This is a genomic window from Ruegeria sp. BC5, assembly GCF_056539205.1.
The window spans coordinates 981,904-995,552 of the sequence record NZ_JBQFUN010000001.1 but is presented as its reverse complement, the minus strand read 5'-3'; the positions used below and the strand labels follow the sequence as shown (position 1 = coordinate 995,552).

Genomic DNA, 13,649 nt, shown 5'->3' with positions numbered 1-13,649 from the left:
GAATGGTCTGCCAAGGGTTCCGTGAGACTGTTTTTCTAGGGTGCCAGAAGTTTGCGATAAAGCGTATCAATAAACGGTTCAGCACCTGCGAACGGATCCTCGTTGCCCAGAATGGCACGGACCTGCACATCGAAATCGGCGTAGTGCTGCGTCAAGGCCCAGATTGAAAAGATCAGATGATAGGGATGCAGGCGCGCAATTTTGCCCTCATCCATCCATTGCGTCAGGATCGTGGTTTTATCGTCCACCAGCGCCTTAAGGTCATTCGACAAAGCCTCGTGAATGCGCGGTGCGCCCTGAACAAGCTCGTTCGCGAACAGGCGGCTTTCACGCGGCAACTCACGGCTCATCTGCAATTTGCGGCGGATGTAGGACAGGATTTCCTCCATCGGGTCTCCGTCGGCATCCAACTCGTGTAAGGGGGCCAACCATGTGTCCAACAGCCCCGAAAGCAGGGCAGTATGGATCGCCTCTTTCGACGGGAAATAATACAGTAAATTCGGCTTGCTTAGCCCAGCTTCGGCAGCAATCTGATCAACAGTTGCGCCGCGAAATCCGTGGGCGGAAAACACGTTCAGCGCGGCCTCGAGAATCGCAGCGCGGTTCTTTCTCTGTATTCGGGTCGGGGCGCGATCCTTGGGCATGTTTCCAGCGTGTCTCTTTTTTTGCCATGCGGGGGCCAATTATGCCGAAAATTCCGGCGGCACCATGCAATTTCTTGACTGATCTCGAACCCGTGATAGCGTGAGTTTGACCAGATGGTCAAATCAAGACACCAAAAGCGAGCCAAATCGCAAGCAACAGGGAAGACACCAATGGCAGCTCCGGCGCAAAACCTCAGGATCAATGGCGACAGACTTTGGGATAGCCTGATGGAGATGGCAAAGATTGGCCCCGGTGTTGCTGGGGGCAACAACCGCCAGACCCTGACGGATGAGGATGCTGAAGGGCGCGCCTTGTTCCAGAAATGGTGCAAGGACGCGGGCTGTACAATGGGCCTGGATCAAATGGGCAATATGTTTGCTCGCCGAGAGGGGGCTGACCCCGAGGCTCTGCCGGTTTATGTAGGTTCACATCTGGATACGCAGCCGACCGGCGGGAAATATGACGGCGTGCTGGGCGTGCTGGGCGGGTTAGAGATCATACGGACGCTGAATGATCTGGACATCAAAACCAAACATCCCATCGTGGCGACCAACTGGACCAACGAAGAGGGCACACGTTACGCGCCGGCTATGTTGTCTTCGGGCGTTTTTGCTGGAATGCACACGCAGGATTGGGCCTATGACCGCGAGGATGCCGAGGGCAAAAAGTTTGGCGATGAATTGAATCGCATCGGCTGGCGGGGCGACGAAGAGGTCGGCGCACGTAAGATGCACGCTTTCTTTGAGCTGCATATCGAACAAGGGCCGATCCTTGAGGCCGAGGGTAAGGACATCGGCGTTGTTACTCATGGGCAGGGCCTGAGCTGGACACAGATCACCGTGACGGGCAAGGACTCCCATACTGGGTCGACCCCGATGCCAATGCGCAAGAATGCTGGCCTTGCAATGGCACGCATCCTTGAGAAAGTGGATGAAATCGCCTGGTCGCATGCGCCCCATGCGGTCGGTGCAGCAGGGCATATCGATGTCTATCCGAACTCTCGCAACGTGATCCCCGGCAAGGCTGTTTTCACGGTCGATTTCCGCTCACCCGAATTGGACGTGATCACCGACATGGTTAACCGCCTGCGTGTTGCCGCCGAAGATATCGTCGAAGAGATGGGCCTTCAGATCGAATTCGAGAAAGTTGGCGGCTTTGACCCTGTGACGTTCGACGAGGGGTGCGTAAAGGCGGTTCGCGATGCGGCAGAGAGGTTGGGGTATTCGCACACCGACATCATCTCGGGCGCAGGACATGATGCGTGCTGGATCAACCGAGTGGCACCAACCGCGATGGTCATGTGTCCGTGCGTTGATGGGCTGAGCCACAACGAGGCCGAAGAGATCAGTAAAGACTGGGCGGCCGCCGGGGCAGATGTTCTGTTTCATGCGGTCGTCGAAACCGCAGAGATTGTGGAGTAAGGGACGCTGCCCCTGTCGCCCGAAAAGCGACTCACCCGAGGTATTTTGGCCAGATGAAGCAAGCGGCGCAGACCGCGTCAGGGAGATTAAAATGAGCACTGTTATCAAAAACGGAACCGTCGTGACCGCCGATCTTTCCTATAAGGCGGATGTGCTGGTCGAAGGCGGTGTGATCACCGAGGTCGGAATGGATCTTAAGGGCGACAAAGTGCTTGATGCGACGGGGTGTTACGTGATGCCCGGTGGGATTGACCCGCACACGCATCTTGAGATGCCGTTCATGGGAACCTATTCCAGCGATGATTTCGAAAGCGGGACGCGAGCGGCGCTGGCCGGGGGCACCACGATGGTGGTCGATTTCGCGCTGCCAAACCCCGGTGAGGGTCTGCTTGATGCCTTGAAGCGCTGGGATAACAAGTCGACCCGTGCAAACTGCGATTACTCCTTCCATATGGCGGTGACCTGGTGGGGTGAACAGGTTTTTGACGACATCAAAACGGTGATCGAGACGCGCGGCATCAATACGTTCAAGCACTTCATGGCCTACAAGGGCGCACTGATGGTGAATGACGATGAGTTGTTTGCCTCGTTCAAGCGATTGGCTGAGTTGGGTGGAATCGCGATGGTGCATGCTGAAAACGGCGATGTCGTGGCTGAGTTAAGCGCCAAGCTGCTGGCCGAAGGCAATACCGGCCCCGAAGCGCATGCCTATTCGCGTCCGCCGCAGGTGGAAGGTGAGGCCACCAACCGCGCCATCATGATCGCCGATATGGCGGGCGTGCCGCTTTACGTGGTGCATACATCCTGCGAAGAGGCGCATGAGGCCATTCGCCGGGCCAAGATGAATGGAAAGCGAGTGTGGGGAGAACCCTTGATCCAGCATCTGACGTTGGATGAAAGCGAATATTTCCACCAAGATTGGGATCACGCGGCGCGACGCGTCATGAGCCCCCCGTTCCGGAACAAACAGCATCAGGACAGTCTGTGGAACGGATTGCATTCCGGGACATTGAGCGTTGTGGCCACTGACCATTGCGCCTTTACCACCGACCAAAAGCGTTTTGGCGTCGGTGACTTTACCAAGATACCGAATGGGACCGGTGGGCTGGAGGATCGGATGCCGATGCTGTGGACCCATGGTGTGAATACGGGGCGTTTGACGATGAATGAGTTTGTGGCCGTGACTTCAACAAACATCGCCAAAATATTGAATTGCTATCCTAAAAAGGGTGCGATCCTTGTGGGGGCGGATGCCGATATCGTTGTATGGGACCCTGAGAAAGCCAAAACGATCAGCGCTGATACCCAGCAATCCTCGATCGATTACAACGTGTTCGAGGGTAAAGAGGTCAAAGGTCTGCCGCGCTTTACGCTGACCCGTGGACAGGTGGCCGTGCATGACGGTGAAATCCGCACGCAGGAAGGGCATGGAGAGTTTGTAGCGCGCGAGCCCAATGGTCACGTGAACAAGGCGCTGAGTACGTGGAAAGAGCTGACTGCGCCGCGCCCGGTTGAGCGGACGGGCATTCCGGCGACGGGTGTCTGATTGCGCAGGGATTGTCACCAAGGCACCCTAAAGCCAAACCTTTTCAAGGCAATGGAATGAATACTGAAAGCACTACCCAGCCCGTAATCGAGGCAAGGCAGTTGGACCTTACCTTCCAAACAAACGACGGGCCAATCCATGCGCTCAAGGATGTGAACCTGACAGTCGACAAAGGCGATTTCGTCAGCTTCATCGGCCCCTCGGGCTGTGGAAAAACCACCTTTCTGCGCTGTATCGCGGCGCTGGAAACACCGACAGGGGGAACGTTAACCGTCAATGGAATGACCCCGGATGAGGCGCGGCGGAACCGGGCCTATGGCTATGTGTTTCAGGCGGCGGGGCTATATCCTTGGCGGACCATTGCCAAGAACATTAAACTACCCTTGGAAATCATGGGTTATTCCGCCAGCGAGCAGGAAGAGAGAGTTAAAAAAGTTCTGGAACTTGTTGATCTAGAGGGATTTGGCGGGAAATTCCCCTGGCAGCTTTCTGGCGGTATGCAGCAACGCGCCAGCATTGCGCGGGCGCTGGCTTTTGACGCCGATATCCTTTTGATGGATGAGCCCTTTGGCGCGCTGGATGAGATCGTGCGCGATCACCTGAACGAACAGCTTCTGGCACTTTGGGCGCGCACTGAAAAGACCATCGGTTTCGTGACGCACTCGATCCCTGAGGCGGTGTATCTCAGCACAAAGATCGTGGTGATGAGCCCGCGACCGGGGCGGATCACTGATGTGATCGACAGCCCTCTGCCAAAGGAACGGCCGCTGGATATCCGCGACACGCCGGAATTCATCGAAGTCGCCCATCGTGTGCGCGAGGGTCTGCGGGCGGGGCATACGGATGACTAGTGCAGGGATCAAAGCTGTCTGGGCCGTCTTGACTGTTGTAGGCGTCATTATCCTGTTCTGGTATGCCGCCAGCGTGCCGATGAACATCAAAGGTGTTCTGACTGAATTCGAACGAGCCGGGGAACAGGTCGATCCGCCCAAAGCTGTTGACCGCCGCGACATGAGCGAGTTCGAGTTGGTCATCGACAACCCCTATGCCATTGATGAGACATGGGAACAGGACCGACCGCGTTTGCCAGCACCGCATCAGGTGGCCGAAGAGCTGTGGGACACCACGGTCGAGAAGAAAATCACCTCGAAAAGATCATTGATCTATCATTCCTGGGTGACACTCAGCGCCACTATTCTGGGTTTTGCGATTGGCACCGGGTTGGGCATTCTGCTGGCAGTGGGAATTGTACACAGCCGAGTGATGGACCTGTCGGTCATGCCCTGGGCCATTGTAAGCCAAACTATTCCAATCATCGCGCTGGCCCCAATGATCATCGTGGTGCTGTATTCGATAGGTATTCAGGGGATCATCCCCAAGGCGATCATCTCGGCCTACCTTAGCTTTTTCCCCGTCGTGGTCGGTATGGTGAAGGGGCTGCGCAGCCCCGATGCGATGCAACTGGACCTGTTGCGCACGTATAACGCCAGTCGGTCTCAGGGATTCTGGAAGCTGCGCTTACCAGCGTCGATGCCGTATCTGTTTACTTCGCTGAAGATTGGTATCGCAGCCTCACTGGTCGGGGCTATCGTCGGAGAGCTGCCGACAGGGGCCGTGGCTGGTTTGGGTGCGCGGCTACTGGCCGGCAGCTATTACGGTCAGACCGTGCAAATCTGGTCGGCATTGTTTGCGGCGGCCATCCTGGCGGCCTGTCTGGTCGGGCTGTTGGGTCTGATCGAGCGCGCGGTCCTGAAACGGATGGGGATGGCGCAATGATACCTGTTCTTGGTGCAATTGGCGTCTGGCTGTTTGGCTGGTGGTTGAACAGCCGCCTGGCCAGTGGACCTTATGCCGATACAAAGACGGTGCGGTTTTTGGCGCCGCTGATCTTTGGACTGACCGTGATTGCAATTTGGGAACTGCTGGTGCGCGGGCTTGATGTGCCGTTGGTCATTTTGCCTGCACCGTCAGTGATCGCTGTGCGCTTTGCTGACAGCCTGCCAATCCTGTGGGCGGATTTCGTGCAAACCATCATCAAAGGCGCGCTGAGCGGTTACATTATCGGTTGCGGATCGGCCTTCCTGATGGCGATTGCCGTAGATCGCTGGGATTTCCTGCGCCTCGGATTGTTGCCGGTCGGGAACTTTGTGGCGGCCCTGCCTATTGTCGGGACGGCCCCCATTCTGGTGATGTGGTTCGGGTTCGACTGGCATTCCAAGGCGGCGGTGGTCGTGGTGATGGTGTTCTTTCCCATGCTGGTGAACACCGTTGCCGGTCTACGAGAAGCCACCGTCATGCAGCGCGACCTGATGGAGACCTATGCCGCGACCTATTGGCAGAGCTTTCTGAAACTTCGCTTGCCCGCAGCGATGCCGTTTGTTTTCAACGGGCTAAAGATTTCTACCACTCTGGCGCTGATCGGCGCTATCGTGGCCGAGTTCTTTGGCTCTCCAACTCTGGGCATGGGCTTTCGGATATCGACCAGTGTCGGGCAACTGTCACTGGATATGGTCTGGGCCGAGATTGTCGTGGCTGCTTTGGCCGGGACGGCGTTTTATGGGCTGGTCGCCATGATCGAAAAGGGGGTGACATTCTGGCACCCATCGCAACGCGGATAAATGGAAATTAACAGACCCCGAAAATGGGGCGCCAACAACAACTAGGAGATATGAAGATGAACAAGCTACTCAGCGGGGTGATTGCTGCCTTTAGCCTGACTGCCAGCGCAGCGCTGGCCGCAGATGAGGTGACTTTGCAACTCAAGTGGGTCACTCAGGCGCAGTTCGCGGGTTATTATGTGGCCAAAGACAAAGGGTTCTACGAGGAAGAGGGACTGGACGTCACCATTTTGCCCGGCGGCCCGGATATCGCACCGACTCAGGTCATTGCGGGCGGTGGTGCGGATGTGACCGTCGAATGGATGCCCGCCGCACTGGCCGCGCGCGAAAAGGGTCTGCCCCTAGTGAATATCGCGCAACCGTTCAAAAGCTCAGGCATGATGTTGACCTGCTGGAAAGATGCCGGGATTTCCTCGCCCGAGGACCTAAAGAACCGCACGCTGGGTGTTTGGTTTTTTGGTAATGAATTCCCGTTCATGAGCTGGATGAGCCAGTTGGGTATCGACACCGGCGGCAAAAGTGAAAACGGCGTCGAGGTTCTGAAACAGGGCTTTAACGTTGATCCTTTGCTGCAGCGTCAGGCCGATTGCATCAGCACCATGACCTATAATGAATACTGGCAGGTCATCGATGCTGGCGTCAGCCCGGATGAGCTGGTCACTTTTAAGTACGAAGACCAGGGCGTGGCGACGCTGGAGGACGGTTTGTATGTGCTTGAGGAAAATTTGGGTGACGCGGCCTTTGTTGAAAAAATGGAGCGTTTTGTTCGTGCTTCGATGAAAGGCTGGAAATACGCTGAAGAACACCCTGATGAGGCAGCCGACATCGTGCTTGAGAATGACGCGACCGGTGCCCAGATCGAAGAGCATCAGAAGCGCATGATGGGCGAGATCGCCAAACTGACCGCGGGTTCGAATGGCGCGTTGGATCCGGCCGATTTTGAACGTACCGTGGGTACCTTGCTGGCAGGTGGGTCTGACCCAGTGATCACCAAGCAGCCCGACGGGGCCTGGACACATCAGATCACAGATGCGGCGCTGAACTGATCCCAGTTCAATTGCCTGAACACGCGCGGCTCCAATTGGGGCCGCGTTTTCGTTTGGGGATGTCGGAATCGTGTCTGTACTTGGTGAGTAAATGGTCTAGTATCTTTATGAAATTAGGCGCATTTTGTACGAAATGCTCGATATGTGGTAGGGAATGCAGGGATTTGCATCAGAATTCAACTTGGCAATGACCCTGATCCTCAACGGGGATGCAGAGTTGTGGGCGATTGTGTTGCTGTCCCTGAAAGTTTCCATCTTTGCCGTGCTGATTTCTGCGTTGATTGGCATGCCCGTTGGTGCGGCTTTGGCGGTCGCTCGGTTTCCGGGACGTCGAATTCTGATCGTGCTGATGAATGCTTTGATGGGGTTCCCACCGGTCGTTGTCGGGCTGCTGGTCTATCTGATGTTGTCACGCTCGGGTCCGTTGGGTGTGCTTGAGTTGCTGTATACGCCGACCGCGATGATCATTGCGCAGGTTGTTCTAGTTACCCCCATCATCGCAGCGTTGACCCGGCAAGTGGTCGAATTGCTGGCCGAGGAGTATTCGGAACAGCTCCGCTCACTGGGGGTGTCCCGGCTGGCATCGGTTCCGGTGCTGTTGTGGGATGCGCGATTGGCGCTGGTGACCGCACTGCTGGCTGGGTTTGGTCGGGCCATTGCCGAAGTCGGTGCGGTGATCATCGTTGGCGGCAACATCAATCACGTGACGCGTGTTATGACGACGACCATTGCTTTGGAGACCTCAAAGGGCAATCTGGCGCTGGCGTTGGCACTGGGGGCGATCCTGATCGGTATCGCGGTGGCGGTGAACGCCATGGTCAGCACGCTCAGCCTGCGAGCCGAGCAGGAGGGGTTGCGCCATGCGTGATTTGACTTTGCAATTGGCCAGTTGTTTGTCGGTTGATGGGATGCGGATCACCCGTAAAGGCAAGGCCTTGTTGGATGTGCCGCAACTTATCCTTGATGGTCCGGGGCCAACCTTGATCCTTGGGCCGAATGGATCGGGCAAAAGCCTGTTGCTGCGCTGTCTGCATGGACTGATCGTACCGGATCGCGGGCAGGTTCGGCAGGATGGTGTCGAGCTGAATGCTGATCACAAGGCGCGGCAGGCGATGGTGTTTCAGCAGCCCGTGCTGTTGCGCCGGACCGTTGCTTCCAATCTGGATTTTGTGCTGAAGCGCCAGGGGATGCCGCGCAGCACGCGCAAGTCCCGGATCGAGGAATTGCTGACCGAAGGCGGCCTGGATGGCAAAGCCCGCCAATCCGCCCGGTCCCTGTCAGGGGGAGAAGCGCAGCGGCTGGCCATTCTACGCGCCCTCGCGCTGGACCCAGAGACGTTGTTTCTGGATGAACCTACCAGCGCGCTTGATCCCAATGCCACGCAGATGATCGAAAAGATGATCCTGCGCGCCTCAACCCGGGGTGTCCGCATTGTTATGGTGACGCATGACATCGGGCAGGCCCGGCGGTTAGCCGCCGATATCGTGATGATGCAGGGTGGTCACGTGGTTGAACATGGGGCGGCCAAACAGGTACTGGATGCCCCCAAAAGCGACGCCGCACGCCGATATCTGGCTGGCGGGCTAGTCACTTAAACAATAACGGAGATCTAAATGATCCGAACTTTTTTTCGAGCAGCTCTTTTCGCCGTTGGTTTGACCGCTGCGTCCGCCAACGCCGAGGAACCCTTTATCGTGGTGCAATCGACGACGTCCACTCAGAATTCGGGTTTGCTGGATTACATCCTGCCGGGGTTCGAGGCCGAGACGGGTATCGACGTACGTGTTGTTGCCGTGGGCACCGGTCAGGCAATCCGCAATGCCATCAACGGGGATGGGGACGTCTTGCTGGTGCATTCCAGACCGGCCGAGGAACAATTCGTTGACGACGGTTGGGGGGTCGAGCGGTTTGACGTGATGTACAACGATTTTGTTCTGGTCGGGCCGAAATCCGATCCGGCCAAGGTGCGGGGTGGCATGGATATCGTTGAGGCGCTGGTTGCGGTGTCCGAGGCTGAAGCGCCCTTTGCCTCGCGCGGGGATGACAGCGGAACGCACAAGGCCGAGATGCGCCTGTGGGACTGGGCGGACGCCGATCCGACCGCCGCATCGGGGACGTGGTACCGCGAGACCGGCTCGGGCATGGGGGCGACTTTGAACGTGGCCAGCGGGATGGGGGCCTATGTGCTGACGGATCGCGCCACGTGGCAATCCTTTGGCAACAGGGGGGATCTAGAGGTTCTGGTCGAGGGTGACCCGCGTCTGTTCAATCAATACGGGATCATCCTTGTGAACCCGGATAAGCACCCGCAGGTCCGGGCCGCAGCGGGTCAACGGTTCATTGACTGGCTGATCGGCCCCGACGGGCAGGCGGCCATTGCGTCTTACAAGCTGGATGGTGAGCAGTTGTTCTTTCCCAACGCCGAGTGATCGGGGTCAGCCGCTTGCGCCGTTGTGGTGGATCGTGCCCAACTCGGACAAGTCATAACCACCGAATTCGGCAGCACGGTTGGCGAAACTTTCAGACTGAAAAAAGCTGAGAAGTTTCAGCATCGGGTCATCGAAATAAGCGCGGCGCCAGATGGCCAGGTCCAACCGTTCAGTATGGGTGGGCGCGAAGCCCAGATTGTATAGGCTGGCCAGGGCACCCAACCCAAACCCGGCTTCGGCCTTGCTGTCATGCAAGGCAATGGCCAGTTCTTCTTCGGTCCGGGCGCAGGCGGGTAGGGCGTCCAGATCGTCGCGTGTCAGATCGTGGGCTTCTAGCTGTGCGTCGAACAGCCGTTGGCTGGCGGCGCTGTCCTGCCGCAGGATCACCCGCCGTCCTTTCAGATCGGCAAAGTCAGTGATACCGGTGACGCCCGGTGCCAATAGCAATCCGCGTTGCCGCTGCGCGACTTCAAACAAAACCACCGGGGCTTCACCCAGATTTGCGCGCAGGGATTGCGTATTGAACCCCTGATCCTCATGAATATGCAGCGCCGCAGCCTGCGCACTGCGGTCCTTCAGGCGGATCAGCCCGTCGAAGGAACCGTCGTAATACGTGGCCAGACCCGAGCCGCTTTCGCGCAAAGCCCAATCAAGCAGCGGATCATGGCTGCCAGCAATGATCGGGGGCAGGGCCGGTTCCGCCACTTGCGGACCCGACCGGGATGCGTTCAGCCAGGCGATGACCTCTGCCCGTGGAAACAGCAGCTTGCCCATGGCGCGCACGCAGGGGACCGCGCCGGATGAGGCCAGATCATAGGCCTTGCGCTCGCCAATGCGCAGCAGGTCGGCCAGCTCTTTTGTGGTCAGGTATTCGGACATTCAGTCGAGACGCACAGCCGAACCGGTTCCCGCATCGGCGGCGCTGAAGCCGACCTGTTGCAGTGCATAGGGCGCAGCGACGGTGATTACGACCATTACGGCCACAGCGGCAAGAAAGGCTTTCATTGGTCTCCTCCGGTCTTATTCTCCGGTGCCGTTGCGCGGCGCAAATAGGCAATCAGGTCATCGCGATCCTGGGCCTGAGTGATCCGCTGCATCGGCATCTTCGATCCCGGTATGTAGTGGTCTGGCCCCTCGTCGAAAAGGGCATTTATCGTTTCGTCATTCCAAACGATATCAGAGTCTTGCAGCGTATCCGAGTAGAAATATCCCGCCAGCGTACCGGCCTTGCGTCCGAAGACTCCATACAAAGTTGGCCCGGCACGCCTTTGCCCGTCGGGTGTCAGGCTGTGGCAGATCGAACATTTGCGGGAAAACTGCCGTTCCCCGTTGCTCATTTCTTCGGGGTTCTTCAGGAAACTGGGCTCGGTGGCTGCCATCTGTGCGCGATCGCCGAGGGATGAAACCGGCCAGCTATACATAGCTTCGTCAATGCCGCCCGCATGGATGTTCTGACCGTCTGTAGAAAAGGCCAGCGCCCAAACCGGCCCGCGCAGAGTGGCGCGGAAATCCTGCGCGATGTGCCATTCAGCCGTATCGATCACCATGATGTAGCCCTCACCATCACCCACGGCCAAAAGGCTACGATCCGGGCTGAGTGCCAGCGCCAGTATAGGACGGCGATCCAGGGTAAAGTCGCGTTCTTCGCCGGTGGTCAGGTCCAAAATGCGGGTCACACCGTCGACTGCACCATAGGCAATCCAGTTGTCGGCGGCGTTCAGAACCAATTCATTGATCCCGAACCCGTGTTCCACCAGTCGCCGGATTTCCTGTCCACTGGCTACATCCCAAACTCGCAGTGTTCCATCTATGCCAGCCGAGTACAGCGTTGCACCATCTGGTGAAAAAGTTACGGCGTTCACACCGCTGCCCGCCGTAAGCGTTTGTGCGGCTGATCCATCTTCGGGCCAGAGTCCAATGGTGCCGTCCCAACTGGCAGTGGCGACATGCGTTTTCGAGGCCGCGACCCCCACGATCTTGCCCTTGTGCTGGCCAACAACCTCTCCGCCCGGCCAGCGGCGCAGGGTGAAATCATCGCCTGCCGAATAGATCGCGCGCCCGTTAAACGCGACCGAGTTGACCGCAGCCTCGTGCCCTTCCAGCCATTCGGGCGTACGGTTCGACCACAAGCCAACCGAGTTGTCGAAACTTGCCGTGGCGATCCGTCCGTCCGGTGCTGTGGCGATCCCCATGATCGGCCCGCCGTGACCCTTGAGCGTAAAAAACTCGGCCATGGCGGGCAGGGGGACCAGCGCCAGGGCCAGGACCAGCCCACGCATCTATTCTGCGGGTGAGGCCGCTGCCTTACCGGCCTCTTTTTCTTGTACCTCTTCCAACCACAGCGAGTGATGCTCGCGTGCCCATTGCTCTTCGACTTCGCCGGTACCCATTGCGTCAAAGGCACCTTCCATGCCCACTGAACCCAAATAGATATGGGCGATAATGATGGCGATGAACACATAGGCGATCATCACGTGCCAAACCTGCGCGTATTGCATCTCCTCCTGCGGTGACATCTGAGTTGGCAAATTCAGGCCAAACATCTGTGGAATACCGGTGGAATTGGCGACCGAGAAGGTCTTGGCAAACATCGGCAGTTCGAACGGGAACAGCAGCGACAGCCCGGACAGGCTGATCGAAACGCCCAGCAGGATACAGGCCCAGAAGATGACCTTTTGTCCTGCGTTAAACTTCCTGGCAGGCGGATGGCTGCCTTTGGTGAAAAGGCCCCCACCGGCGGCCAGCCATTTCAGGTCCACCCGGTTGGGGATGTTGTGGGCGATCCAGTTCACGGTGACGATGACCAGACCCAGCATAAAGGCCCATGCGAGATTGTTGTGTAACCACTTGCAGCCTTGCGCGATGGTGGCAAACCCTTCTTTCCCGAAAAGCGGGATCAGGAAATCACGGCCATAAAGGGTCAGCAGGCCGGTCAGGCCAAGTACAAGGAAAGACCCGGCGAACAGCCAGTGCCCGAACCGCTCAAAGCTGTTAAAGCGGGTTACGGTGCGGCCGGTTTTTTCCCCGTCGATGCGGATTTTTCCGCGGATCAGGAAAAACAACACGATGATGGCCGCCATTCCGCCCAGGATATACGTTCCGTATTCGCGCAAGGGGCCTGTGCGGAAGTTCAGCCACCACATGCCACCGTCCTGGATTAGAACGCCAGCCGCAGGCCCCTTGGATGAAACTGTTGTATCGGCTGAGCCATACCGGATCGCGCGATAGACATCACTGTCTGAGGCAACGCCGCGTGTTCCCAACTGGCCCAGCAGACCTTCGGCATTGCCTTGACCGGTGTTGTCCGAGCGATAGCGATTGTCGACCTTTTCACCGCGCTGACGGGCCAGAATGTCTTCCAGTGTCGTGGCGCCGCCAGTGGTGCTGCGTTCGGAATCAGTCGGGACATCCGCACTTTCTTGAGCCAAGGCGACACTGGTGAGGAATAGGGGGATCAGCAGCATTAAGATCAGGCGCATCTGTCGAATCTCCTGTGTCGTTCGTGTCTATCGGTCAAAGCCGCTGACTTGTTTGTGAAAGACCGCTCCAACCGGCGTAAGCGCCGCGTGCAGGTCTTCTTTAGCGGGGCCGTAAACGTCCAGCTGAGTTGGCGTCAGAATTGCCAGAAAACGATCTGCGAAATTTGCCCCGAAGTTTTGCATGTGGATCATCGCATCATCAGAACTGGCGTATCGTTCAAATATGTGAACTGCCGATCCGCTGCGGTGCCATTCATAGGACTTCGCACCGCTTTCATTCAGTGTTGCATCCACCATTTCAGCCATTAGCGCATCGAATATGTCATCCTGATCTGCTTGCAGGTCAAGTTTCAGCAGCCAATAAACATCTTCGGTCATGAATTACTCCGTTCAGGTTGGTCGAGCCAACTTATGCCCGGCCAAGTGGTTTGGCCGGGCTGGGACGGTCCCGTAGCTGACACTACG

Annotated in this window: 15 protein-coding genes; 9 read left to right on the top strand and 6 right to left on the bottom strand. The window is 57.6% G+C overall.

Features of this window, described 5'->3' with window-relative positions; translation table 11 throughout:
- Positions 1–35 precede the first annotated feature (35 nt).
- Entirely contained in the window at positions 36–644 is a 609-nt protein-coding gene (locus ACR0LY_RS04990) for a TetR family transcriptional regulator C-terminal domain-containing protein (RefSeq protein ID WP_170348397.1), read from the bottom strand.
- A 171-nt stretch (positions 645–815) separates the two neighbouring features.
- Here ACR0LY_RS04990 and ACR0LY_RS04985 point away from each other — a divergent pair, with 171 nt between their 5' ends.
- The 9 genes from ACR0LY_RS04985 (at position 816) to ACR0LY_RS04945 (ending at position 9,705) form a co-directional block, all read left to right on the top strand.
- A complete protein-coding gene (locus tag ACR0LY_RS04985; protein WP_170348398.1) occupies positions 816–2,066 on the top strand; it encodes a Zn-dependent hydrolase in 1,251 nt (416 codons plus the stop codon).
- 91 nt (positions 2,067–2,157) lie between these two features.
- Positions 2,158–3,612, top strand: coding sequence for a dihydropyrimidinase (gene hydA / locus ACR0LY_RS04980; RefSeq protein WP_170348399.1), 1,455 nt, complete (start codon positions 2,158–2,160; stop codon positions 3,610–3,612).
- A 56-nt stretch (positions 3,613–3,668) separates the two neighbouring features.
- A complete protein-coding gene (locus ACR0LY_RS04975) occupies positions 3,669–4,463 on the top strand; it encodes an ABC transporter ATP-binding protein (RefSeq protein ID WP_170348400.1) in 795 nt (264 codons plus the stop codon).
- A gap of 7 nt (positions 4,464–4,470) precedes the next feature.
- The gene (locus tag ACR0LY_RS04970; RefSeq protein WP_170349379.1) at positions 4,471–5,388 is read left to right on the top strand and encodes an ABC transporter permease; all 918 of its coding nucleotides are present in this window, start codon (positions 4,471–4,473) and stop codon (positions 5,386–5,388) included.
- Entirely contained in the window at positions 5,385–6,230 is an 846-nt protein-coding gene (locus tag ACR0LY_RS04965) for an ABC transporter permease (RefSeq protein WP_170348401.1), read from the top strand. The genes ACR0LY_RS04970 and ACR0LY_RS04965 overlap by 4 nt, the downstream gene beginning before the upstream one ends.
- 56 nt (positions 6,231–6,286) lie before the next feature.
- On the top strand, positions 6,287–7,276 hold the full coding sequence (locus ACR0LY_RS04960; protein ID WP_170348402.1) for an ABC transporter substrate-binding protein: 990 nt from the start codon (positions 6,287–6,289) through the stop codon (positions 7,274–7,276).
- Between the two features lie 154 nt (positions 7,277–7,430).
- Positions 7,431–8,144: an ABC transporter permease gene (locus ACR0LY_RS04955; RefSeq protein ID WP_170348403.1), complete on the top strand. Its 714-nt coding sequence runs from the start codon at positions 7,431–7,433 to the stop codon at positions 8,142–8,144.
- Positions 8,137–8,871, top strand: a complete 735-nt coding sequence (locus tag ACR0LY_RS04950) for an ATP-binding cassette domain-containing protein (RefSeq protein WP_170348404.1) — start codon at positions 8,137–8,139, stop codon at positions 8,869–8,871. The genes ACR0LY_RS04955 and ACR0LY_RS04950 overlap by 8 nt, the downstream gene beginning before the upstream one ends.
- Positions 8,872–8,889: 18 nt before the next feature.
- Entirely contained in the window at positions 8,890–9,705 is an 816-nt protein-coding gene (locus ACR0LY_RS04945; RefSeq protein WP_170348405.1) for an ABC transporter substrate-binding protein, read from the top strand.
- Between the two features lie 6 nt (positions 9,706–9,711).
- On the opposite strand, the gene ACR0LY_RS04940 is transcribed toward ACR0LY_RS04945, so the two are convergent.
- From ACR0LY_RS04940 to ACR0LY_RS04920, 5 genes are read right to left on the bottom strand one after another with little or no spacing between them, the layout of a single operon-like run.
- Positions 9,712–10,584 carry a helix-turn-helix transcriptional regulator gene (locus tag ACR0LY_RS04940; RefSeq protein ID WP_170348406.1) on the bottom strand — a complete coding sequence of 291 codons (873 nt, stop codon included), beginning with the start codon at positions 10,582–10,584 and terminating at the stop codon, positions 9,712–9,714.
- Entirely contained in the window at positions 10,585–10,710 is a 126-nt protein-coding gene (locus tag ACR0LY_RS04935; protein WP_264187089.1) for a hypothetical protein, read from the bottom strand. It lies immediately after the preceding gene.
- A complete protein-coding gene (locus tag ACR0LY_RS04930) occupies positions 10,707–11,984 on the bottom strand; it encodes a c-type cytochrome (RefSeq protein ID WP_170348407.1) in 1,278 nt (425 codons plus the stop codon). Before ACR0LY_RS04930 ends, ACR0LY_RS04935 begins: the two co-directional genes overlap by 4 nt.
- Positions 11,985–13,184 carry a formate dehydrogenase subunit gamma gene (locus ACR0LY_RS04925; protein ID WP_170348408.1) on the bottom strand — a complete coding sequence of 400 codons (1,200 nt, stop codon included), beginning with the start codon at positions 13,182–13,184 and terminating at the stop codon, positions 11,985–11,987. It lies immediately after the preceding gene.
- Positions 13,185–13,211: 27 nt separating this feature from the next.
- Complete coding sequence (locus tag ACR0LY_RS04920; protein ID WP_170348409.1) at positions 13,212–13,562, bottom strand: putative quinol monooxygenase; 351 nt, start codon at positions 13,560–13,562, stop codon at positions 13,212–13,214.
- Positions 13,563–13,649: the final 87 nt, after the last annotated feature.

Excerpts from the sequence above, each read along its gene's own strand:
- ACR0LY_RS04990 (WP_170348397.1), bottom strand. The coding sequence starts at position 644 with ATGCCCAAGGATCGCGCCCCGACCCGAATACAGAGAAAGAACCGCGCT.
- ACR0LY_RS04985 (WP_170348398.1), top strand. The coding sequence starts at position 816 with ATGGCAGCTCCGGCGCAAAACCTCAGGATCAATGGCGACAGACTTTGG.
- hydA (WP_170348399.1), top strand. The coding sequence starts at position 2,158 with ATGAGCACTGTTATCAAAAACGGAACCGTCGTGACCGCCGATCTTTCC.
- ACR0LY_RS04975 (WP_170348400.1), top strand. The coding sequence starts at position 3,669 with ATGAATACTGAAAGCACTACCCAGCCCGTAATCGAGGCAAGGCAGTTG.
- ACR0LY_RS04965 (WP_170348401.1), top strand. The coding sequence starts at position 5,385 with ATGATACCTGTTCTTGGTGCAATTGGCGTCTGGCTGTTTGGCTGGTGG.
- ACR0LY_RS04960 (WP_170348402.1), top strand. The coding sequence starts at position 6,287 with ATGAACAAGCTACTCAGCGGGGTGATTGCTGCCTTTAGCCTGACTGCC.
- ACR0LY_RS04955 (WP_170348403.1), top strand. The coding sequence starts at position 7,431 with ATGCAGGGATTTGCATCAGAATTCAACTTGGCAATGACCCTGATCCTC.
- ACR0LY_RS04950 (WP_170348404.1), top strand. The coding sequence starts at position 8,137 with ATGCGTGATTTGACTTTGCAATTGGCCAGTTGTTTGTCGGTTGATGGG.
- ACR0LY_RS04945 (WP_170348405.1), top strand. The coding sequence starts at position 8,890 with ATGATCCGAACTTTTTTTCGAGCAGCTCTTTTCGCCGTTGGTTTGACC.
- ACR0LY_RS04940 (WP_170348406.1), bottom strand. The coding sequence starts at position 10,584 with ATGTCCGAATACCTGACCACAAAAGAGCTGGCCGACCTGCTGCGCATT.
- ACR0LY_RS04935 (WP_264187089.1), bottom strand. The coding sequence starts at position 10,710 with ATGAAAGCCTTTCTTGCCGCTGTGGCCGTAATGGTCGTAATCACCGTC.
- ACR0LY_RS04930 (WP_170348407.1), bottom strand. The coding sequence starts at position 11,984 with ATGCGTGGGCTGGTCCTGGCCCTGGCGCTGGTCCCCCTGCCCGCCATG.
- ACR0LY_RS04925 (WP_170348408.1), bottom strand. The coding sequence starts at position 13,184 with ATGCGCCTGATCTTAATGCTGCTGATCCCCCTATTCCTCACCAGTGTC.
- ACR0LY_RS04920 (WP_170348409.1), bottom strand. The coding sequence starts at position 13,562 with ATGACCGAAGATGTTTATTGGCTGCTGAAACTTGACCTGCAAGCAGAT.